The following is a 21,704-nucleotide window of genomic DNA, read 5'->3' as shown; positions in this document are numbered from 1 at the left end:
CGACTCCTACAGGAAAAAGCGAGGCTCGCCCGCGCTGTCAGAGGAAAACAAGACCCGGGCCTCGAGCCGACAGGCAAGACGCCCGCGGCTTGTTACTCGCCTGAGGAAAGCGCGTGACAGCAAATCACGATGAACACGGGAGCCACCATCTTTTCTATGTACAAAAAAACTACCCGCACGTATACGAGTAGTTGATCTGAATCTGTTATTGCACCGTCGCCGCTTGCGCCGACAGTTTGACATCGAGTGTCTGCTTCTCGCCGCCCCGGTAGAACGTCACTTTGACGTTGTCTCCGACTTTAGCGTCACGATAGAGGACACTTTTTAAATCGGCAAACGATTGGATGTCTTTACCGTTGATCTCAACGATGACATCATTTTCTTTCATACCCGCTTTTGCTGCTCCGCTGTTTTTCGTCAAACCGACAACAACAATCCCGCGGTTGATGTCACTCGGTAACTTCAAACGATCTTCCCTGAACCCGCTTGGGAATTCCTGAACGTCCCGGATCTGAATCCCGAGTTGCGGACGAATCACTTCACCGTTTTGTTCAAGGTCACGCATGATCGGCAACGCTTCGTTGATTGGAATCGCAAAACCGACGCCTTCGACGCTGGCTTCCGCAATCTTCATCGAATTGATTCCGATTAATTGACCGGACGTATTGATGAGCGCTCCGCCTGAGTTCCCCGGATTGATTGCGGCATCGGTCTGAATGACTTCGGTGTTAAAGTCCTGCTGACCGTCCTTGTTCGTATCAACCGGTACCGTCCGCTCCTGGGCACTGATGACACCGCGTGTCACCGAGTTTGCAAAAATCCCGAGCGGATTCCCGATTGCAAGAACCGTCTCCCCGGCACGTAACGTATCCGAATCTCCGAGTTTGACGACTTGTGTCACTTTTGATGAATCGATCGACAACACGGCTAAATCGTACGTCGGGTCCTCCCCGAGCACTTTCGCTTCGAGTGCCGTTCCGTCGGACAACGTGACCGACAGCCGGCTTGCACCTTCGACGACGTGATAGTTCGTCACGACATACGCTTTGTTGCCGTCTTTTTTATAGATGACACCCGATCCGGCTCCGGTCTCCTGATCAGCACCCTGGAACGAGCTTTGCAGGTTCGTCACGCTGACGACCGCTTCCTTCGTCTGACCGACGGCGCTGACGATATCGTTTTCCGATTCCGTTGATTTCGTCGCCGCCTGTTCCGGCGTCGCGTTTGAGACCTGGGCCGGACTTGTCATTTCGTCACGGACGAACGGCCAGGCAATCAGGGCAATCAACAGTGCCCCGATGATTCCGCCGATCAGGCCGACAAAAAAGGCTTTCCCGCCGCCGCGGCGTTTTGGTTCCTGCGGTTCTTCTTCATATGGTTCACGATAGGGACTGACCGGCTCGTCTTCACTGGGCCGCCGTGGCGGAAAGCCGCCTGTCTCATCGGTCGATGCGTAAGGCTGATCTGATTCATTCCGTGGTTCTTCTGGTCGATCCATCGACACACGCCTCCTTCTAGACTCTCTTTACACAAGTATACCCCCATCACGTGGCGAGTTAGCCAAATGTGGGGGTCTTTTGAGCATATTCAGTAATTTCCCATAATCAAAGCTTCAAGAGGGGTGTCGGAATGACCGGATCCGTGTCGAGCAACTGGATTTTGCTGAGGTCGACATCGCGGCTTGCGAGCGTCTGTGAGACACTCATCCGGGCCAGTTCCTTCATGTTATTGTCCTTACTCAAGTGGGCCATGTGGATCCGTTTCGTCCGGTCGTCGAGCACTTCGCTCATCGCGATGGCGGCATCTTCGTTCGAGACGTGACCGTAATCGCCGAGAATCCGCCGTTTGACGCTCCACGGGTAATGCCCCATCTGAAGCATTCCGATATCGTGGTTCGCTTCAAAGATGTAGGCATCGGCTCCGCGGATGACACCCTTCATCCGGTCCGACACGTAGCCGGTATCCGTGATGTGAGCCAGCCGTTTGCCCTCATGGGCGAACTGGAAGAACATCGGATCGGCCGCGTCATGACTGACGTTAAATGATTCGACTTCGATATCGCCGAACTGTTTGACTTCGCCGACTTCCCAGAGGAACTTCAGTGCCGGATCAATCTTGCCGATCTTCGCTTCCATCGCCGCCCACGTTTTTTCATTCGCGTAGAGCGGAATGTTGTACTTCCGGGCCATGATGCCGACACCTTTAATATGATCGGAATGTTCGTGTGTGACGAACAAGCCGTCGATTTTTTCCGGTGACCGGTGGATCTGGTCAAACAGCGCGAGCATCGCTTTCCCGGTCAGGCCGGCGTCAACGAGCAGGCGGGTCTGTTCACTTTCGATATAGAGGGCATTCCCCGTCGAGCCACTGGCAAGGACGCTGTAGTGTAGGCTCATCGTGCATTCCTCATTTCTCTGAAACGGTATCAAGCCGTTCGATGGTCTGGACTCCGCCGTCGATTGCATTGACGAAATACAGTTCTTCTCCGTTCAGTTCAATCTGCCACGTCGGCGGTAAAATCTGCACCGATTTCGTTCCTTCCGTCACGAGACAGAAGTAACCGAGTTTTTGGCTCGTCATTCGTTTCGAAGCGGGGAACAGACCCTGCTCCGACAGTTGGATGACGGATTCACTCGCCGATAATAACGTGACATCCTGCGCCTGACGGACGACTTTGTTTAAGTGACGTTGTTTGTAGCTGACGATTTCCTTCTGCTCGTTCAACTGGAGCACGAGCAGGGACGGACCGATCATCGCGTCATCTTCGCGCGACTGTTGCGGCGTCGAGTACAGCGGTTGCTCCTTGTACGTTTGAACAAACGTCATCTCGTTATGTTTACTGTCATATTTCCAAAACGTATAGTCGGTCCCGTACGCAGCCGATGACCGGACAAACGATGTCGCCGAATCACGCATCGCTTTCGCTTCGAGCGGGAACGGTTTCGTCAGACGAACCGACCACTCGATTTGATTTTTGACAGACGTGACGGCATCCTGGATCGGTGAACCTGATTTCGGCGCCAATGAACTCGTATCGACTTCCGCCGTCAAATAACCGATGTCTTTCGAGACGGTCTGCAGTTTCTTTTCATCAATTTTTCGTTCTTTCAAAACAGTTTTCCCGTCCGCGTTCGTCGTGACGATTCGGGGATCGATCATTCGGTCCATCAACTGAACGGCAAGATAGGCGTTCAGGATCAGGAACGTCAAAATCAGTAACGTTTTTGCTTTACTCCAATCCATGAATCCTTACCCCTCTTTTCCGATAGCTTGATCGACCGTCGTCCATTTCCCGTTGTGTTTGACGAACCAGGCCGGCTTAAACAAGGCATAACGACTCGTTTCAATTTCGTACGTCATCTCATACCCCATCCGGATACCGGAAATCTCATCCAACAGATCAGCGGATTGAAGCTGCTTTTCGATTTGATCAATCGACGGCAAGGTCGTTTCCCGAAGCAACAACTTCCGATCCGCCCGAATCATGCTGCGGCTGAGCGAACGGATTTGATTTTCTTCGAACGTGACCTTAATGGTCGCGAGATCGAAGTCCGGTTGTTCGAGCAACGGTCCTGTTTCACCGAAGATCGGATACCGGTTCAAATACAAGCGGAACGTCGCCGCCTGTTCTTCATCCGTTTTCGACATCTGATCAAAGTAATACCGGAAGCCGCTGCGTTGCGTTACAGGATCGAGCCATCCGCCATGGATGTTGATATAACTCACGATAGTACTGTAATCGATGGACGAGGTCTGGGTGTTCGGCGACAACGTATTGAAACGGAACGCATTGTAATCCCGGTCATAGGTCGAGACACTGACACCGTCCGTCAGAACGTCGAGATCATCCCGGCTTTTGATTTGCTGCACGTTCGAGTTTTCCGTAAAGAACGCACTCTCGATCCGGCTCAGCGGTTTCGGATCCTGTGCGATGTCATCGTAGACGAAGACTTCTTCCAGTTTTGTTGCACCGCTCGGGACATACGTATAGTCACCGCCCTTGAGCTCGACTTTCGTCATCGGTTTTTTCTTGTCATAGGCGAATAACCGTTTTAAGACCGTTTCATCGCCGATTAACTTAAAGTCTTTAAATCGTCCGGTCGTCGACTCCAGCCGAAGGATCGGTCCTTCATAATCGAGCAGATAAAGCCGTTTGATTGGTTCAGACATCGCAATTTGTTTTTCCCCGAGTAATTCCTCGAGCATCTTCGAACTGATCGGCGTCGGGAAAATCATCTCGACACTCCGTTTACTGACCGGAATGTTGGATGCCTTATCGGTCAAAACAAGAACACCGACATCAAACGAGGCGCCGATCCGGTTTAGAATCGTCCGACCGATGATCTGGGTCTGATAGGCACTTTCACCGTTCGAGTAGACGACAAGTTCCGGATTAATCAGCTGATTTCCTTCAACCGTCTTCGAGGCATCGATTTCATTAAACGACACCTGCTCCTGCTCAATCGACTCACTGCTCGGATGATACGTCCATAACATCGCCGTCTGGACAATCGAAGCGCTGACCAGAAGAGTCAACGCGATGGATTTCAGTCGCTGTTTCGTCATCCGATGTCCACCTCTTCGATCACCTCATACGGAAGCGTAAAGTAAATCGTCGTGCCACGTCCCCACTCGCTTTCTGCCCAAATGTCACCGCCATGCGCCGAAACGACATCTTTGGCAATCGAGAGACCGAGTCCGGTTCCGCCAATCTTCCGGGCCCGTGCTTTATCAACCCGATAGAAACGTTCAAAGATTTTCTGTAAGTTCGCTTTTGGAATCCCGACACCTTCGTCTTTGATGCTGATGACGATTCGTTTTGCCCGTAACATCGTCCGGACGGTAATCGTACCGCCTTCCGGTGAATACTTGATGGCATTCGTCAGGATATTGTCCGCGACCTGGATCAACTTATCCTGGTCCCCACGGATGTAGACTTTCCGCTTCATGATCTTGCGCCGGAACCGAATCCGTTCCGGTTTTGTCATATCGTGACGGTCTAGGATATCGTTTAAGAATTGAATGTAATCAAAACGGACTTTGTTCATCTTGTATTCCTTGCTGTCCATTTTCGACAGTTGCAACAGATCAGTGACGAGGCGGATCATCCGCTCCGTTTCGTTTTGTGTCGTTTCAAGGAAACGAGGTGCCAGTTCTTCATCCTGGTATGCGCCTTCCGCCAGGGCTTCCAGATAACTCCGCATCGTCGTCAGCGGTGTGCGGAGTTCGTGGCTGACGTTCGCGACGAATTCGCGTCGGTCCTGCTCGACCTGTTCCTGCTCCGTGACGTCATGCAGGACGATGATCATCCCGGTAATCGGACCACTGTGCTTTTTGACCGGCGAGAAGAAGGCCCGGACGAGGAACAGTTCATCCTCACTGCTGAAATCGAGCAGACGGGGCGGCATCGTTCCGTCTTCCGGAATCATGAAGTCGTCTCCGAGTGCGAGGAGATCCTTTAAGTTCGTCCCGACGATACCGGATTCATCGACACCGACGATATCCTTCGCCTGATCGTTCATCAGGATGACCCGTAATGTCCGGTCTGTCGCAATCACGCCATCCGTCATATTTTCGAGGACGCTCGTCAATTTCCGCCTCTCGGCTTCCGTCGTCGCGTTCGCTTCGAGCAATTCATCCGTCAGTTCGTTGAAGGAACGCGCCAACTGACCGATTTCATCATCGGAATACACTTTAACCTTCCGCGAGAAGTTCCCGCGCCGCATCTCGATCGCTTGACGCCGCATGTCCGAAATCGGACGGGTGATTGTCCGCGATAACAGGACACCGAGAATCGAGGTGATGACAAGTGCAATCACTGTCCCCGTTGCCAAGATCCGTGTGACTTGCTGCATTTGAGAATAGATCGACTCCATCGACGCCCGGACATAAATCATGCCGGTCGTCGCCCCGGTCCGCTCGGAGGTGACGGGGACCGCAAAGATGCGGATCTTGTCTTCCGTCGTCGGATCAAGGACGGTATCGACACGAGATGAACTCGTGGCTTGTGCCTTTTTAATCAGTGAATTCGTTGCCCGTTGTCCGACCGCTGACTGATTGTCTTCGTCGGATGTCGCTTGAATGATCGAATCCTGATCAATGATTTGTACTTCGAGAATATCGTTCCTTGACGTCGAGCCACTACTAAACTCAGACAGCAGCTGTCCAAGAGATTCAGACAACTGCCGTTTGGAGGCCTCATCATCGCCTGTCTTATCGAATTCCTTCCCGACATTGTACGCGACAAGTCCGGCCCGGTCTTCAACAGATTTTGAGAAGTTCGTAATGTACTGTTTTTCAAGAGAACGAACGAAGTAAACCCCAATGACTTGCATCGCGACTAAAATCAACAACGCATAAATGACGACAAGTTTCCACTGGATCGATTTAAAGAAGTTCGTTCCTTTTAACATCGTTATTCATTCTCCCCGTCTTGGAGATAGTAGCCGACACCGCGGCGAGTCATGATGTAGATTGGTGTACTCGGGTTGTCCTCGACTTTTTCACGCAGACGGCGCACTGTGACGTCGACGGTCCGTACATCACCGAAGTAGTCGTATCCCCATACTGTTTGAAGCAGGTGTTCCCGGGTCATGACTTGCCCGATATTTTTTGCCAGGTAATGCAACAATTCAAACTCACGTTGCGTCAGCTCGATTTTTTGATCTTGTCGTGTAACGGTATGAGAATTCGTATCGATATACAGTTCTCCTACTTTGAGCGGACCCGGTCCTGCATTGGCAGGTGCCGCTTCGACAGTATTGACGTTCCGCAAATGTGCCTTCACGCGTGCTAATAATTCGCGTGAGCTGAATGGTTTCGTGACGTAATCATTGGCACCAAGCTCAAGGCCGAGGACCGTATCGATTTCGGAATCCTTTGCTGTCAGCATGATGATCGGGACTTTTGAAGTTTTCCGGACTTCCCGGCAAACTTCCATGCCATCCATCAAGGGCAACATGATATCCAGCAAAATCAAATCGGGATTGAACTCTTCGACTTTCTCGAGTGCTTCCACTCCATCATTTGCTACGGCGACACTATAACCTTCTTTTTCTAATTTAAATTTTAATATATCGGCAATCGGTTGCTCGTCATCGACGACGAGGATTTTACGTTCCGTCACTGGGTGTTCCCCCTTAATAATTTCTATTCAATCTATTTTACCTGTTTTTCAGGCATATAGAAAGGTGGCGACGGAAACTCCCGACGCCACTCTGTTGACTTCATCATACGTTCACGTCATGCGTTCCACGTGAAACATTATCTTCATTATACGCCCGTTCCATCGATCTTGTGAATGATTTCGCTTAATCAGAGATGAAAAAAGCAACTCCAGATTCAAAAAATCCGGAGTTGCCGTCTTTAAAACATTAAGCTTCTTCGTATAAATCACGGAGAACGACCGTTTGTTCACGACCCGGTCCGACCGAGAACGTGACAAGCGAGATCCCTGTCAAATCCGCAATCCGTTTGACATAGTTCTGTGCATTGATCGGCAAATCTTCAAACTTACGGATATGCGTGATGTCTTCTTTCCAACCCGGTAACTCTTCATAAACCGGGACACATGCTTCGAGATCACGGAAGCTTGCCGGATACTCATCAATCTGTTTGCCGTTGAATTCGTACGACGTACAGATTTTCAGCGTTTCGATTCCTGTCAGGACATCAATCGAGTTGAGTGAAAGATCCGTCAAACCGCTTGTGCGGCGTGAGTGACGCACGACAACCGAGTCAAACCAGCCGACACGGCGCGGACGGCCTGTCGTCGTACCGTATTCACGGCCGACTTCACGAATCTGATGACCGATTTCGTCAAACAGTTCTGTCGGGAAAGGACCATCACCGACACGTGACGTGTACGCTTTACAGACACCGACGACGTGATCGATCCGGGCTGGACCGACGCCGACACCTGAAGCGACACCACCGGCTGATGCGTTCGATGACGTGACGAACGGGTACGTTCCGTGGTCGAGGTCGAGCAGGACGCCCTGTGCGCCTTCAAAGAGGACTTTTTCCCCTTTATCGAGGCTGTCGTTGACGACGACCGATGTATCGCAGACATACTTCGCGAACTCTTGACCGTACGCGTAGTATTCTTCGAAGATATCGTCAAACGCAATCGCTTCCGCGTCATACATCTTCGTGAACATCCGGTTTTTCTGTTCGAGGACAATTTTTAATTTTTCAGCGAATGTTTCTTTGTCGAGTAAATCAGCCATCCGGATTCCAATCCGTGCTGCTTTATCCATGTAGCACGGTCCGATTCCTTTGAGCGTCGTTCCGACTTTCGCATCGCCTTTTGCTTCTTCTTCAAGCTGATCCTGCAACTGATGGTACGGCAAGATGACATGCGCACGATTCGAAATCAGTAAGTTATCCGTTGAAACACCACGATCGTGCAGATACTTCAGTTCCTTGACGAGCGATTTCGGGTTAACGACGAGTCCGTTCCCGATGACACATTTCTTGTCCGAGTAAAAAATTCCAGATGGAATCAGGTGCAACTTATACGTCTCATTATTAAATACGATTGTATGTCCGGCATTGTCTCCACCTTGATAACGAGCAACGACATCGGCTTTTTTCGAAAGAAAATCAGTAATCTTTCCTTTTCCTTCGTCGCCCCATTGTGTTCCGACTACTACTACTGATGACATATTCTCATCCACCTCCACGTACGATTCAAAACCACGACTAAGTGTAACGCGGAAAAAAAAAGAAGTCAACCAAATACCGAACAATTAAATGTTACATTTCTTTTTCGTTCGTTTAAAAGACGTTTTTAATTCATTTTTTTCCTTTCTCTTCAAGATATTCAAACATAATGATTGAAAAAACGCCTCTGTCCCGGAAGACAGAAGCGTTTTGGACCCGTTTAAGCGGGTGGGGCATACGAATTATTCGGTTCGAGGTCAACGAACTTGTTGAACTCTTTCCGAAAAGCGAGTTTGACGGTACCGGTCGGACCATTCCGCTGTTTGGCGATAATGATCTCAATCGTGTTCGCATCTTCCGTTTCTTTGTTGTAATAATCATCGCGGTATAAGAAAGCGACGATATCGGCATCCTGCTCGATTGCTCCGGATTCCCGGATATCGGACATCATCGGCCGTTTATCCTGCCGGCTCTCAACTCCCCGTGACAGCTGCGATAACGCAATGACGGGGACTTCAAGTTCACGGGCGAGCGACTTCAAGGACCGGGAAATCTCAGAGACTTCCTGTTGCCGGTTATCGCTTGAACGGCCGTTTCCTTGAATCAGCTGCAGGTAATCAATCATGATCATTCCGAGACCATGTTCCTGCTTCAGACGGCGGCATTTCGCCCGGATGTCGTTGACACGGATACCCGGTGTATCGTCGATGTAGATGCCGGCTTGTGACAGACTGCTCATCGCAAGCGATAACTTACCCCAGTCCTCGTCTTCAAGTTGTCCGGTCCGGAGACGCTGGGCATCGACATTGCCTTCTGCACAGAGCATCCGCATGACGAGCTGCTCCGCACCCATCTCAAGACTGAAGATGGCGACATTCTCATCGGCACGGGTCGCGACATTTTGCGAGATGTTCAAGGCAAACGCCGTCTTCCCGACAGACGGACGGGCGGCCACGATGATTAAATCGTTGCGCTGGAATCCGGCCGTCACTTTGTCGAGATCACGGAAGCCGGTTGGAATCCCGGTCGTCTCGCCGCTCTGTTTATGCAATTTATCAATCGTCGCATAGGCGCTCGTCAGGACATCCGAAATCGGAATGAAACTGGCACTGCCTTTTCCTTGTGATACTTCGAGAATCTTCCGTTCCGCTTCATTGAGCAGGACGTCGACCTCATTTTGCCGTTCATAACCATCCGTGACGATTTCATTGGCGGTCCGGATCAATCGGCGCAAGGTCGACTTTTGATCGACGACATTGACGTAATAATTGATGTTTGCGGCAGTCGGAACCCCTTCCGCCAGTTCACCGAGGTACGGCAAACCGCCGACTTCCTCGAGGATGCCAAGCGTACTCAGTTCCGCCGTAACGGTTACGAGATCGATGGCTTCTCCGCGATCCGACAATACAAGCATCGTTTCAAAAATCCGTTGATGGGCCGCACGATAAAAATCTTGTGGCAATAATCGTTCGGACGCACTGATCAGTCGATCCGCATCGATCATGATCGCCCCAAGGACGGCTTGTTCCGCCTCAATGCTCTGGGGGGGCGTATTTTGCATTACATCACTCATCACCGGTCCCCTTTTCTACTCACGCTTCTTTAACCTGGACATTTAACGTTGCTGTGACTTCATTGTGCAGTTTCAGTGGTACTTTCGTGACGCCGAGTGTCTTGATCGGGTGCTCGAGTTCGATTTTACGTTTATCGATTTTGTACCCCATCTGTTTCAACTCATCTGCAATCTGTTTGCTTGTGACAGAACCGAAGACACGACCGCCTTCACCTGTTTTTGTTGAAACGATGATCGTTTCTTTTTCAATCTTTTCTTTTAATGCTTGCGCATCTTGTAATGCTTGTTTCGCTTCTTCTGCCGCTTTACGCTCATGTGCTTCATGCTGCTTGAGGTTTCCCGTTGTAGCCGGACGTGCCAATTTCTTTTTGAACAATACGTTATTTGCGTATGCGTCAGCGACGTCCTTGACGTCTCCTGTTTTACCTTGGCCTTTTACATCTTGTAAGAAAATAACTTTCATTCTGTTTCCTCTCCTTTTGTCTCATCTTCTAAATAGTGGTCAATCGCTTTTCTTAATTCGGTTGCGACGGTCAGGACCGATTCGGTCATCTGTGTCGCTGCATTCGTTAAATGACCGCCGCCGCCAAGTGTCTCCATAATCAATTGAACGTTCACTTCACCGAGTGAACGGGCACTGATCGCCGTCCTGCCGTCCTGTAATTCCGCAATGACGAACGCGGCACGGATGCCTTGGAGCGATAACAGCTGATCTGCCGTTTGGGCAATCAGGACCTGATCATGAATGACACCGGGCTCGGCCGTCGCAATCGCCATCCCGGCAGCGTAGACTTCTGTCCGCTCGAGGATATGCGACTGCTCGACGTACGTCTCGAGGTCCTGACTTAGGAACTCTTGCACGAGGACTGTATCGGCGCCCTGCGAACGTAAATACGATGCCGCATCGAACGTCCGGGAACCGGTCCGTAACGTAAAGCCTTTCGTATCGACGATGATTCCGGCAAGTAAGGCTGTCGCTTCAAGCATCGCCAGTTTCTGATTCGTCGGCTGATATTCAATCAGTTCCGTGACCAGTTCTGACGTCGATGACGCATACGGTTCGAGATACACGAGAACCGGTTCTTCAATGAAGTCTTCGCCCCGCCGGTGATGGTCGATGACGACCAGGCGTTCAAAACGCTCCAGCAATGCCGGGACGACGACGAGCGACGGTTTATGAGTGTCGACGATAATCAGAAGTGCCTGATCATCAATCAACTGATCGGCCTGGAATGCATTGATGAAACGGGTCTCGAGTTTTGGTTCCTGGCTGATTTCATTCATCATCCGCCGGATCCCTTGTCCGATATCGGCTTCCGGCAGAACGATATGAGCTTCTTTATCGTTCATCTCGGCTAATTTTAAAATTCCAATCGAGGAGCCGAGGGAATCCATATCCGGATTACGGTGTCCCATGATAAGGACACGGCTTGATTCCTGCATTAAATCACGCAAGGAATTGGCAATGACACGGGCCCGGACACGGGTCCGTTTTTCGGTCGGATTGGTTTTTCCGCCGTAAAAACGAACTTTCCCGTCCCGTTTGATGACGACCTGATCGCCGCCGCGGCCTAAGGCCAGATCGAGACTCGATTGAGCCATCAAACCAAGTGCCGGAATCGGATCACTGCCGCATCCGATTCCGATCGAGAGCGTCAACTGGACACCGCGTTGGCTCGTTTCTTCCCGGACGGTATCGAGAATCGTAAATTTCGACCGTTCCAAAATCCGTAAGTTCTCTTCCGTCGTCACAATGAAGTAACGGTCGGAAGCAGTCCGTTTGATATACGTGCCGTGATCCGCGGCCCAGTGATTCAACAATTGGGTGACGCGGCTGTTCAATTCGCTGCGAAGCTGATCTTCAATCCCTTGTGTCATCTCGTCATAGTTATCGAGATAGATGACGCCGATCACCGTTTGATTATCGACCAGTTGCTGCTCGACCTGGGCTTCTTCTGTCATGTCGAACAAGTAGAAGGTCCGGTTTTCGCTGTTTGAAAAGACACGGTAAACCGATTCGCCGATTTCAAGTGTCGCTTGATCCTCATCGACGCCAATCATTTCCACGAACAAAGGATCAAGATCCGTCAAAACGTGTCCCATGGCCAGATCTCCGAAAATTTCACGCATCGGATCATTGAACCAGGTGACACGTGCTTCTTCATCATAAAGTAAAATTCCAATCGGCATGTTCGTCAAAGCATCTTGACCGGTGTCTTCGACTTGAATCGATATACCGGCGACGTAGCTTTCCCAAGACTTCCGACCACGTCGTTCCTCCAGCAGATGAAGGACAAACAGTGCCGTCGTCAAGACGGCTCCAACCGCTGCGATGATTGGGTGATCGACGGCAATGACAAAAAGTAGAGCCACGATTAACAGATACGGAACGAAGCGAAAAAAGCGCTGTTCTCGCTCAGGTGATACTTGCTGACCTAACCCCATCGCGTCCTCCTTGTATACTAAATATACTCGTATGAAAAATTCGGTAACTTGTATATTATAACCGAAAAGGCGGACCGGTTGAAAGCGAAGCGAAAAAAAGCGCCTTTCCTTCGAAAAGGAAAAGCGCTGGACCGTAATCAGTCAGCTACGTATGGAATTAAAGCCATTTGACGTGAACGTTTGATTGCGATTGTAAGTGGACGTTGGTATTTCGCTGAAGTACCAGTCACACGACGTGGAAGAATCTTACCGCGTTCCGAAATGAAACGTTTGAGAAGTTCTACGTCTTTATAATCGATATGAGTGATGTGGTTCGACGTGAAGTAACATACTTTACGACGACGTTTTCCACCTGGACGACGTGCCATGTGATTAACCTCCTTTTTAGAGTAAATTTTTCAGTCCGACGTTTCCATTAGAATGGAAGATCGTCGTCTGAAAGATCGATCGAACTGCCGCCGCTGAACGGATCAGCGCCGAAGCCCGAATTCGATGAAGATGAAGCGGGTGCTGGCGAGGAAGAGTTGTTCTGCTGTTGCTGTGAACCCCATCCTGCAGCATTTCCGTTTCCACCTGTATTTGAATTCGAAGAGTAGCTATCACTATCGGAAGAACGGCTTGCATTGCGTGATTCAAGGAATCGAACACTATCCGCGACGACTTCTGCACGATAACGACGTTGACCATCTTTATCGTCATAGCTACTAATCTGAAGGCGACCCTCAACTCCTGCAAGGCTCCCTTTTTTCAAATACTGAGCAACGTTCTCTGCTTGCTTGCGCCATACGACGCAATCGATGAAGTCAGCTTCTCGCTTCCCATCTTGTCCTGTAAACGGACGGTCACAAGCGAGTGTGAATCGCGTTACCGCAATCCCGCTCTGCGTATAACGCATTTCAGGGTCACGAGTTAACCGACCGACTAAAACGACGCGGTTAATCATCAGAATCACTCTCCTGTTTCAGCTTATTTCTCGTCTTTTGTGATCATTAAGCGAACGATATCGTCACTGATCTTCATGAGACGGTCAAGTTCTTTAGTAGCTGCTGGTTCAGCAGTCACGTTAAGAAGAACGTAGAAACCTTCACGCATATCATTGATTTCGTAAGCAAAACGACGTTTACCCATTTCAGTTGTTTTTTCAACTGTACCACCGTTGTCAGTGAGGACTTTGTTGAAACGCTCAACTAGAGCTTTTCGTGCTTCCTCATCAACTTCCGGACGGATGATGTAAAGTACTTCGTATTTACGCATATCTGTCACCTCCTCTTGGACTGGCGGCTCGATTCATCGAGCAAGGAGCAATAATTCATTACTCACATTTGTTAATACTATCAAAGTATTTTGGTTTATGCAATAACCATTCGTTCGCTTCGCTTAAACGTTGAAGCGGAATGTGACGACATCGCCGTCTTGGAAGACATATTCTTTTCCTTCAGAACGGTAGCGCCCTTGTTCTTTAACAGTTGCCATGTTTCCGGCTGCTGCCAAATCCTCGTAAGCGACAACTTCCGCCCGGATGAATCCGCGTTCGAAGTCCGAATGAATGACACCGGCACATTGCGGCGCTTTCATACCTTTTTTGAACGTCCAGGCACGGACTTCTTTTTCACCCGCTGTGAAGTACGTCGCAAGACCAAGCGTGTTGTATGCTGCGTGGATCAACTGATCAAGACCCGATTCTTCGATTCCGAGGTCAACGAGGAACTCTTGGCGTTCTTCCGGCTCGAGTTCAGCAATCTCTTCTTCAATCCGGGCACAGATGATGATGACTTCCGCGCCTTCTTTTGCTGCGAATTCACGAACGAGACGGACGTTTTCGTTACTGTCTGCGTCTGCGACTTCATCTTCGCCGACGTTTGCGACATACAGCATCGGTTTCATCGTCAACAATTGGAAATGCTTGACGATTGCTGCCTGATCTTCCGTTAACTCGGCAAGACGTGCCGGCTTTTCGTCTTCCAGTAATGCCAAAACGATTTCAAGTGCTTCGAGTTCACCCGCTGCATTTTTATCGCGTGACTTGACTTGTTTTTGAACACGTTGGATTCGTTTTTCAACCAATTCGAGATCCGCAAGAATCAATTCAAGGTTGATTGTTTCGATATCATCGATCGGTGAGACTTTTCCTGAAACGTGTGTGATGTTCTCATCGATGAAACAACGGACGACCTGACAAATCGCATCCACTTCACGGATGTTGGCCAAGAATTTATTTCCGAGCCCTTCTCCTTTTGAAGCGCCTTTGACGATTCCGGCGATATCCGTGAATTCGAATGCCGTCGGGATTGTTTTCTTCGGATTGACGAGTTCCGTCAATTTACGAAGACGCGCGTCCGGCACCTCGACGACACCGACGTTCGGGTCGATCGTTGCGAACGGATAGTTCGCCGCCTCGACACCTGCTTGTGTAATTGCGTTAAAAAGTGTTGATTTTCCTACGTTTGGTAAGCCAACGATTCCGGCTGTTAATCCCACTTGGAATTCCTCCTTTTCGGTATTTCCTAGGAAATCCGTGCTAGCGGCCGCAGTGGGTAGAATGATTACACCACGTCAGCACATCTTTCACAATTATAGATAGTTCAATTTTTTTAAGCAAGGAGATGCGTCTTCTTTTTTTACAGACAAGATTGTTTCACGCAGGTTTGGCCGTAATTCAACGCAATCGTTTTATTTTTAGTAAAAAATCCCCGGCAACCGGTAACGGTCGCCAGGGATTTGTCTATATTCACTCAGGTAAAACTTTTTTCAAACGCTTATCGAAGTCACGGCGCGGCATCAGGATACTGGCGCCACATCCTTGACATTTAATCCGGATATCCATCCCGACACGGATAATTTGCCAACGGTTCGTTCCGCAAGGATGTTGTTTTTTCATTTCGACATAATCATGAAGATTGTACGTTTTTGGCACCATCGGCTTGACCACCATTCCCTTGTTCTGTATTCATCATGACCATCCGTGGATACGGAATCTTAATTCCTTCCAGTTCGAGTCCTTGCTTGAGTTCTTTCCGGATCAATCGTCCGGCCTGGAAATGTTGCATCGGCGGCACTTCCGCCATCAGACGATAGACGACTTCCGAAGGTCCAAGTGTCTGAACGCCAAGCATTTGAATCGGCTCGATAAACATATCTGTATATTTTTCAGTCGTCGCATTCGCGATTTGATGCAAGACCTGTTCGACCCGTTCCAAATCTTCTTCGTACGAAACTTGCACATCGACCAACGCAAAACTGTTGTCGACGGAGAAGTTCGTCACCTGCAGGATTTGTCCGTTCGGAATGATATGGATTTCTCCATTCAATCCTTTTAACTTCGTCGTCCGGATTCCGAGTTCCGTGACGACACCCTCAATCAAACCAACACGGACGAAGTCACCGACTTTGAACTGACGCTCAAAGATGATGAAGGCCCCGGTAATGATATCCTGAACCAGGTTCTTTGCCCCAAACGAGATGGCAAGACCAGCGATACCGGCACTGGCGACCAATCCCGTGATGTTGATCCCGAACTGACTGAGGACCGTCAGAAGCATGACGATACCAAGAACGTAACGGATCGCATTTTGAAGTAATTTCAGCAACGTTTCATTTTGGCGTTGCGCCAGGGAATCGTGTTCATTAATCTTTCGAATCGTAAATAGTCGTGAAACCGCGCCTGTTAAAATACGCATCAGTATATAAAAACCGGCGATGATAATCAGGGCGATTAATAGCTTGAGCCCAAAGCGGATCCACATGTCTGCGTCCATGACTTGTGCAAAAATCCGATCCACTTGAGCGACTGAATCCTGTACGTCTTTATTGGTAGCCATTCTCTCCATCCTTTCGACTTCTCTCTATTACGACAGTATACGTGATTTTAAATGACTTTCAACCAAAGAACCAATTTCGACGTTAGATTTTCACAAAAACCGGGAAAGGAAAATCATTACAGAATGCCTTCACTCTCACCATGACACCAGGATGCTGACACCAGGAGAAGAAAGGATGATCCAGATGAATTTCCGTTTTCATTCTCACGAAAAAAAGCCCTATTCTTTCTTTTTAGAATATACGGAACCATTCGCCAAGGAACGGCTGGCTGAACAGTTGCATGAACAAGTCAGTGCCATGAAAGAAAATCGTCCTGTCGTTCTTGTCTGTATCGGTTCCGACCGGTCGACCGGCGACTCACTTGGACCGCTTGTCGGGACCTTTTTAGAAAAAAACCGTCCTTCGAACATGCATGTCTACGGGACATTAGCCAAACCAGTTCATGCCTTGAATCTAGCGGAAACGATTCATTCGATTCAAACGACACATTACCGTCCGCTTGTCATCGCCATTGACGCCTGTCTCGGCCGTCTGTCCAGTGTCGGTCATGTCTTCTTCTCCGAAGGTCCGCTTGCTCCTGGTGCCGGTGTCCAAAAAGAATTACCGGCTGTCGGTGACTTTAATATTAAAGCGGTCGTGAACGTCAGCGGCTTCATGGAAATGATGATTCTTCAAAATACACGTCTCCACCTCGTTTATGAGTTGGCGGAACTCGTTGCCGACAGTTTTGCCTTGCTCGATACGAAGCTTGCGGCTGAAACGACACGGACAACCATCTCCTTCACACCACGCTCGATTTAACGGTAGCGTTTCTCCTTTCTTTTATCCTGTACCTGTCAAAAAAGGATCCATTCCAAGTCTGACACTGGAATGGATCCTTTACTGTTACTCGTCTTCCGGTAAAAGCAGTTCGAGAATTCGATTCAAATCGGCTTCGTCCATAAAATCAATTTCGAGTTTCCCGGCTTGTTTTGTGGTTTTGATGCGGACAGTCGCTCCGATCCGTTCCCGTAACGTTTCTTCGATGAAATCCAGCTCCGTTGACTGTTTGACGGCCGGACGGACTTGTTTTTTTTCCCGTAACTCTTGTTCGAGACGGCGGACATTCCAATTTTCACGCATGACTCGTTCCGCCATCCGTTCGATTTTCAATGGATTTTTTAACGCCAACAAGGCTCGCGCATGACCCATCGATAACCGTTCTTCCATGACGGCTTGTTGGACCTCAACCGGTAACTGTAATAAACGGAGACTGTTCGTAATGTGGGAACGGCTTTTTCCGACCCGGTTCGCAAGCTCTGCCTGGGTGATGTTAAATTCCTCTAACATCTCGGCATAGGCCATGGCTTCTTCAATTGCACTCAAATCCGCACGCTGAATGTTTTCAATCAGTGCCAGTTCCATGACACGGGTTTCGTTCGCTTCAATAATCAAGACCGGGACACGGCTGAATCCGGCTTGTTTCGCTGCCTGATAACGCCGTTCACCGGCAATGATTTCATAAAATCCTTCGCACGGGCGGACGACAATCGGTTGAATCATTCCGTGCCGCGTTAAAGAGTCGGCCAGTTCAGCCAGTGCCTTCTCATGGAACTGTTTTCGTGGCTGTCCCGGGTTCGGCCGGATGGCTCCAATTGGTATTTCCTTCATACGTATCTCTCCTAAACGTAGCGGAAGGCACGACCGCTAGTTTACGGACGTGCCTTCACGATGCGGATCCGCACCTCGACATATTCTTCACAATCAACTTCTTCTTTTTCGACCGTCAAACCGGTCCGTTCAATCATATCGACAGAATCACGGAGCGTATTTAAAGCGATCCGTGTATCCCGGGCAAAACTTTTATGACGCTTTTTCGGAACTTTTGGGGTCAATAACCGTTCGACACGTTGTTCCGTCTCTTTGACATTCCATTCGCGTTCGATGATTTCAACCAAAACCTGAAGCTGTAAGTCAGCTGCTTTTAACGGCAGGAGGGCCCGGGCATGGCGTTCCGTGATTTTCCGTTGTTTCAAGGCTTCCCGGACCGTTTCCGGTAACCGCAGCAAACGAAGCTTGTTCGCAATCGTTGACTGGCTCCGTCCGAGTCTGCGTGCCAGCACTTCCTGTGTGATTTCCTGCATTGCAAGCAACCGCGCGTACGCTTCCGCTTCTTCGATTGGTGTCAGTTCTTCACGTTGTAGATTTTCGATGAGTGCGAGGGCAGCCGTCGTCTCGTCTGTCATCTCTTTAATGATAGCGGGAATTGTCTCCCATCCGAGCGATTGAACTGCCCGAAAACGGCGTTCGCCGGCGATGATTTCATATCCTTCGCCTTGTTTTCGGACGACAATCGGTTGCAGTAAACCATGTTCTTCAATCGTGGTCGCTAGTTCGGTAATCCGTTCCCCGTCAAAGACGGTCCGCGGCTGGAACCGGTTGGCGACCAGTTCCGTTAACTTCAACTCACGGACAGTATCTTGTGGATCTAGCTCTAGGGAAACGGGTTGTCCTCCCTTACCGAGCAGTTTGGCAATTGCATTCTTCACGTTGGTGTACCTCGCCTTCATCAGTCATCGTTTCACGTGAAACGGTGTTTAACCCAGTGGATCTTTTGCCGGTGTCCCCGCTTTACGCGGATATTTCCCGGGTGTTAATCGTTTTTTATCGACAATTACGATATTACGCTCACTTTCTTCACCTGGCAATTGGAATTGGAAACTTTCCCGCAAATTTCCACCTAACACCTTCAAGGCTGTCGCGCCTTCTTCGAGTTCTTCACCGAGCTTCGCTGCTTTTAACGCGACGAATTGGCCGCCGACTCGGGCAAGCGGTAAACAGTATTCCGCAAGAACGGACATCCGGGCAACGGCACGCGCCGTCACGACATCAAAATGTTCCCGGAACTGTTTATTTTTCCCGAATTCTTCGGCACGTCCGTGGTGGAAAGCGACACCTTCGAGTCCAAGCTCTGTTGCGAGCATGTTCAGGAACCCGATTCGTTTGTTGAGTGAGTCAATAATCGTCACTTTCAGATGCGGGAACATGATTTTGATCGGCAGACTCGGGAAACCGGCGCCGGCACCGACATCACAAACAGTTTCGACTTTTGTAAAATCAAAATAGAATGCTGCCGTGATTGAATCATAAAAGTGTTTCAGGTAAACACCTTCCTCATCCGTGATGGCCGTCAAGTTCATTTTTTCGTTCCATTCGACAAGCAGTTCATAATACTTCCGGAACTGTTGCAATTGATGGTCCGATACTTCTAATCCTTGCTCCGCTAATGCGGTTACGAATTGCTGTTGGTTCATTCTCTTCACTCCGCAGTCAATGCGTATTGGCCTTGCTCGATATAAACAAGCAAAATCGAGATATCAGATGGATTGACCCCTGAAATCCGTGATGCTTGTCCGATCGAAAGCGGACGCACTTGGTTTAGTTTTTGTTTGGCTTCAATTGCGAGACCACTGATGACATCGTAATCGAGACGTTCCGGAATCCGTTTTTTCTCCATTCGCATCATCCGTTCGACTTGATCAAGCTGTTTGTCGATGTAACCGGCATATTTGACCTGGATTTCGACCTGCTCCGCTGCTTCCGCAGACAAAGCGACCGGCGGCGGTGTCATGTCGGCAATCATCGCATAGGTGATTTCCGGACGTTTCAGTAACGTGATAGCATGTAGTGCCTCTTTCAACGGCGAAACACCGATTTCTGTCAAGCGCTCGTTGACTTCACTCGTTGCTTTAATGACGACTTTTTCGAGTCGTTTCATTTCCCGTTGGATGTCTTCTTTTTTCTCAGCCAGTTTCGCATGGCGTGTCTCGTTGATCAATCCGAGATCGTATCCGATATCCGATAAACGCAAATCGGCATTGTCATGACGCAACAATAACCGGTATTCGGCACGTGACGTCAACAAACGGTACGGTTCGTTTGTTCCTTTTGTGACGAGATCATCGATCATGACACCGATATACCCTTGTGAACGGGACAGAATGAGCGGATCTCGTTCCTGGACTTTCAGGGCCGCGTTGATTCCGGCCATGATGCCTTGTCCGGCTGCTTCTTCGTAGCCGCTTGTACCGTTGATTTGTCCGGCTGTAAACAGTCCGGCGATCCGTTTTGTTTCCAATGTCGGCCAGAGCTGTGTCGGAACGACGGCATCGTATTCAATCGCATAACCGGGACGCATCATTTCTGATTTTTCAAGTCCTGGAATCGACCGTAAAATATCGTGTTGAACGTCTTCCGGCAGACTTGTTGACAGTCCTTGGACGTAGACTTCTTCCGTGTCGCGGCCTTCCGGCTCAAGGAAAATCTGGTGACGCGGTTTATCACTGAAGCGGACGACCTTATCTTCGATCGACGGGCAATAACGGGGACCCGTTCCTTTAATCATTCCGGAGAACATCGGGGAGCGATGGAGATTCGCGTCGATCAATTGGTGCGTATATTCAGTCGTATACGTCAACCAGCACGGAATCTGTTCCGTAATCATCTGTGTTGTTTCATGACTGAACGGCAATGCGACAGCATCACCCGGTTGAATTTCCGTTTTTGAATAATCAATCGTTTTCCCGTCGATCCGGGGTGGTGTACCGGTTTTGAAACGGGCGAGCTCGAAACCGAGTTCTTCCAGGTGTTTAGACAAGTTGACTGACGGCATCTGGTTATTCGGACCGCTCTCATACGACAATTCACCGATGATGATTTTCCCGCGCATGAAAGTTCCGGTCGTGATGATGACCGCTTTTGCCCGGTACTCGGCTCCTGTATTCGTGACGACGCCGACACATGTATCGTCTTCGATGATTAACCGCTCGACGAGTGCTTGACGTAACAACAGATTCGGTTCATCTTCAAGTGCTTTTTTCATCCGGTTTTGGTATTCAAATTTATCCGCCTGTGCCCGAAGTGCACGAACTGCTGGACCTTTTGATGTGTTGAGCATTTTCATTTGAATATACGTCGCGTCAATCGCCCGTGCCATTTCTCCGCCAAGGGCATCGATTTCGCGGACGACGATTCCTTTTGCCGGTCCGCCGATGGACGGATTACAATACATGAATCCGACCATGTCCGGATTCATCGTCAACATGACGGTTTTTGAACCCATACGGGCGGCTGCAAGAGATGCTTCAATCCCTGCATGACCGGCTCCGATGACGATAACATCGAATTCGCCTGCTTGATAAGCCATAACTGTGGTTCCTCCTTT

21 protein-coding genes are annotated in these 21,704 nt (G+C 49.5%); 1 reads left to right on the top strand and 20 read right to left on the bottom strand.

Going from position 1 to position 21,704, the window contains the following annotated elements:
• Positions 1–205: 205 nt before the first annotated feature.
• The 16 genes from N7U64_RS09920 to N7U64_RS09845 form a co-directional block, all read right to left on the bottom strand.
• Positions 206–1,498, bottom strand: a complete 1,293-nt coding sequence (locus N7U64_RS09920) for a trypsin-like peptidase domain-containing protein (RefSeq protein ID WP_318929676.1) — start codon at positions 1,496–1,498, stop codon at positions 206–208.
• A 106-nt stretch (positions 1,499–1,604) separates the two neighbouring features.
• Entirely contained in the window at positions 1,605–2,396 is a 792-nt protein-coding gene (locus N7U64_RS09915) for an MBL fold metallo-hydrolase (RefSeq protein WP_012371887.1), read from the bottom strand.
• Positions 2,397–2,406: 10 nt separating this feature from the next.
• A complete protein-coding gene (locus N7U64_RS09910; protein ID WP_318929675.1) occupies positions 2,407–3,243 on the bottom strand; it encodes a two-component system regulatory protein YycI in 837 nt (278 codons plus the stop codon).
• Positions 3,244–3,249: 6 nt separating this feature from the next.
• Entirely contained in the window at positions 3,250–4,566 is a 1,317-nt protein-coding gene (locus tag N7U64_RS09905) for a YycH family regulatory protein (RefSeq protein ID WP_318929674.1), read from the bottom strand.
• Positions 4,563–6,413 (bottom strand): cell wall metabolism sensor histidine kinase WalK, encoded by a 1,851-nt coding sequence (gene walK, locus N7U64_RS09900; protein WP_012371890.1) that lies wholly within the window; start codon positions 6,411–6,413, stop codon positions 4,563–4,565. The genes N7U64_RS09905 and walK overlap by 4 nt, the downstream gene beginning before the upstream one ends.
• Positions 6,414–6,415: 2 nt before the next feature.
• Positions 6,416–7,126, bottom strand: coding sequence for a response regulator YycF (yycF, locus tag N7U64_RS09895; protein ID WP_012371891.1), 711 nt, complete (start codon positions 7,124–7,126; stop codon positions 6,416–6,418).
• Between the two features lie 247 nt (positions 7,127–7,373).
• The gene (locus tag N7U64_RS09890; RefSeq protein WP_012371892.1) at positions 7,374–8,666 is read right to left on the bottom strand and encodes an adenylosuccinate synthase; all 1,293 of its coding nucleotides are present in this window, start codon (positions 8,664–8,666) and stop codon (positions 7,374–7,376) included.
• A gap of 218 nt (positions 8,667–8,884) precedes the next feature.
• Complete coding sequence (dnaB, locus tag N7U64_RS09885) at positions 8,885–10,237, bottom strand: replicative DNA helicase (RefSeq protein WP_012371893.1); 1,353 nt, start codon at positions 10,235–10,237, stop codon at positions 8,885–8,887.
• 19 nt (positions 10,238–10,256) lie between these two features.
• A complete protein-coding gene (rplI, locus tag N7U64_RS09880) occupies positions 10,257–10,700 on the bottom strand; it encodes a 50S ribosomal protein L9 (RefSeq protein WP_012371894.1) in 444 nt (147 codons plus the stop codon).
• On the bottom strand, positions 10,697–12,682 hold the full coding sequence (locus N7U64_RS09875) for a DHH family phosphoesterase (RefSeq protein ID WP_012371895.1): 1,986 nt from the start codon (positions 12,680–12,682) through the stop codon (positions 10,697–10,699). The genes rplI and N7U64_RS09875 overlap by 4 nt, the downstream gene beginning before the upstream one ends.
• 137 nt (positions 12,683–12,819) lie before the next feature.
• Entirely contained in the window at positions 12,820–13,050 is a 231-nt protein-coding gene (rpsR, locus tag N7U64_RS09870; protein WP_012371896.1) for a 30S ribosomal protein S18, read from the bottom strand.
• 47 nt (positions 13,051–13,097) lie between these two features.
• Positions 13,098–13,625: a single-stranded DNA-binding protein gene (locus N7U64_RS09865; RefSeq protein WP_012371897.1), complete on the bottom strand. Its 528-nt coding sequence runs from the start codon at positions 13,623–13,625 to the stop codon at positions 13,098–13,100.
• A 23-nt stretch (positions 13,626–13,648) separates the two neighbouring features.
• A complete protein-coding gene (gene rpsF / locus N7U64_RS09860; protein WP_012371898.1) occupies positions 13,649–13,936 on the bottom strand; it encodes a 30S ribosomal protein S6 in 288 nt (95 codons plus the stop codon).
• A 123-nt stretch (positions 13,937–14,059) separates the two neighbouring features.
• Entirely contained in the window at positions 14,060–15,160 is a 1,101-nt protein-coding gene (gene ychF, locus N7U64_RS09855; RefSeq protein WP_012371899.1) for a redox-regulated ATPase YchF, read from the bottom strand.
• A gap of 250 nt (positions 15,161–15,410) precedes the next feature.
• Positions 15,411–15,599 carry a DUF951 domain-containing protein gene (locus N7U64_RS09850; protein ID WP_214766766.1) on the bottom strand — a complete coding sequence of 63 codons (189 nt, stop codon included), beginning with the start codon at positions 15,597–15,599 and terminating at the stop codon, positions 15,411–15,413.
• Complete coding sequence (locus N7U64_RS09845) at positions 15,571–16,500, bottom strand: mechanosensitive ion channel family protein (protein WP_214766764.1); 930 nt, start codon at positions 16,498–16,500, stop codon at positions 15,571–15,573. The genes N7U64_RS09850 and N7U64_RS09845 overlap by 29 nt, the downstream gene beginning before the upstream one ends.
• Positions 16,501–16,684: 184 nt before the next feature.
• Here N7U64_RS09845 and yyaC point away from each other — a divergent pair, with 184 nt between their 5' ends.
• Complete coding sequence (yyaC, locus tag N7U64_RS09840) at positions 16,685–17,302, top strand: spore protease YyaC (protein WP_041262072.1); 618 nt, start codon at positions 16,685–16,687, stop codon at positions 17,300–17,302.
• A gap of 84 nt (positions 17,303–17,386) precedes the next feature.
• Here yyaC and N7U64_RS09835 read toward each other — a convergent pair whose 3' ends face one another.
• The 4 genes from N7U64_RS09835 to mnmG are packed head-to-tail and all read right to left on the bottom strand — an operon-like array spanning position 17,387 to position 21,686.
• Positions 17,387–18,151: a ParB/RepB/Spo0J family partition protein gene (locus N7U64_RS09835; protein ID WP_318929673.1), complete on the bottom strand. Its 765-nt coding sequence runs from the start codon at positions 18,149–18,151 to the stop codon at positions 17,387–17,389.
• A gap of 41 nt (positions 18,152–18,192) precedes the next feature.
• Positions 18,193–19,050: a nucleoid occlusion protein gene (noc, locus tag N7U64_RS09830; RefSeq protein WP_413230436.1), complete on the bottom strand. Its 858-nt coding sequence runs from the start codon at positions 19,048–19,050 to the stop codon at positions 18,193–18,195.
• A gap of 27 nt (positions 19,051–19,077) precedes the next feature.
• Complete coding sequence (gene rsmG / locus N7U64_RS09825) at positions 19,078–19,794, bottom strand: 16S rRNA (guanine(527)-N(7))-methyltransferase RsmG (protein WP_012371905.1); 717 nt, start codon at positions 19,792–19,794, stop codon at positions 19,078–19,080.
• Between the two features lie 5 nt (positions 19,795–19,799).
• Positions 19,800–21,686 (bottom strand): tRNA uridine-5-carboxymethylaminomethyl(34) synthesis enzyme MnmG, encoded by a 1,887-nt coding sequence (mnmG, locus tag N7U64_RS09820; RefSeq protein WP_214766758.1) that lies wholly within the window; start codon positions 21,684–21,686, stop codon positions 19,800–19,802.
• Positions 21,687–21,704 lie beyond the last annotated feature (18 nt).

It is taken from the genome of Exiguobacterium sp. K1, assembly GCF_033721435.1.
GTDB lineage: Bacteria > Bacillota > Bacilli > Exiguobacteriales > Exiguobacteriaceae > Exiguobacterium_A > Exiguobacterium_A artemiae.
Note: the sequence above shows the minus strand (reverse complement) of the source record. Positions and strands in the feature narration are given on the sequence as shown.

Coding starts and splice junctions, on each gene's coding strand:
- N7U64_RS09920 (WP_318929676.1), bottom strand. CDS start 1,498: ATGGATCGACCAGAAGAACCACGGAATGAATCAGATCAGCCTTACGCA.
- N7U64_RS09915 (WP_012371887.1), bottom strand. CDS start 2,396: ATGAGCCTACACTACAGCGTCCTTGCCAGTGGCTCGACGGGGAATGCC.
- N7U64_RS09910 (WP_318929675.1), bottom strand. CDS start 3,243: ATGGATTGGAGTAAAGCAAAAACGTTACTGATTTTGACGTTCCTGATC.
- N7U64_RS09905 (WP_318929674.1), bottom strand. CDS start 4,566: ATGACGAAACAGCGACTGAAATCCATCGCGTTGACTCTTCTGGTCAGC.
- walK (WP_012371890.1), bottom strand. CDS start 6,413: ATGTTAAAAGGAACGAACTTCTTTAAATCGATCCAGTGGAAACTTGTC.
- N7U64_RS09890 (WP_012371892.1), bottom strand. CDS start 8,666: ATGTCATCAGTAGTAGTAGTCGGAACACAATGGGGCGACGAAGGAAAA.
- dnaB (WP_012371893.1), bottom strand. CDS start 10,237: ATGAGTGATGTAATGCAAAATACGCCCCCCCAGAGCATTGAGGCGGAA.
- rplI (WP_012371894.1), bottom strand. CDS start 10,700: ATGAAAGTTATTTTCTTACAAGATGTAAAAGGCCAAGGTAAAACAGGA.
- N7U64_RS09875 (WP_012371895.1), bottom strand. CDS start 12,682: ATGGGGTTAGGTCAGCAAGTATCACCTGAGCGAGAACAGCGCTTTTTT.
- rpsR (WP_012371896.1), bottom strand. CDS start 13,050: ATGGCACGTCGTCCAGGTGGAAAACGTCGTCGTAAAGTATGTTACTTC.
- N7U64_RS09865 (WP_012371897.1), bottom strand. CDS start 13,625: ATGATTAACCGCGTCGTTTTAGTCGGTCGGTTAACTCGTGACCCTGAA.
- rpsF (WP_012371898.1), bottom strand. CDS start 13,936: ATGCGTAAATACGAAGTACTTTACATCATCCGTCCGGAAGTTGATGAG.
- N7U64_RS09850 (WP_214766766.1), bottom strand. CDS start 15,599: ATGGTGCCAAAAACGTACAATCTTCATGATTATGTCGAAATGAAAAAA.
- N7U64_RS09845 (WP_214766764.1), bottom strand. CDS start 16,500: ATGGCTACCAATAAAGACGTACAGGATTCAGTCGCTCAAGTGGATCGG.
- yyaC (WP_041262072.1), top strand. CDS start 16,685: ATGAATTTCCGTTTTCATTCTCACGAAAAAAAGCCCTATTCTTTCTTT.
- N7U64_RS09835 (WP_318929673.1), bottom strand. CDS start 18,151: ATGAAGGAAATACCAATTGGAGCCATCCGGCCGAACCCGGGACAGCCA.
- noc (WP_413230436.1), bottom strand. CDS start 19,050: ATGAAGGCGAGGTACACCAACGTGAAGAATGCAATTGCCAAACTGCTC.
- rsmG (WP_012371905.1), bottom strand. CDS start 19,794: ATGAACCAACAGCAATTCGTAACCGCATTAGCGGAGCAAGGATTAGAA.
- mnmG (WP_214766758.1), bottom strand. CDS start 21,686: ATGGCTTATCAAGCAGGCGAATTCGATGTTATCGTCATCGGAGCCGGT.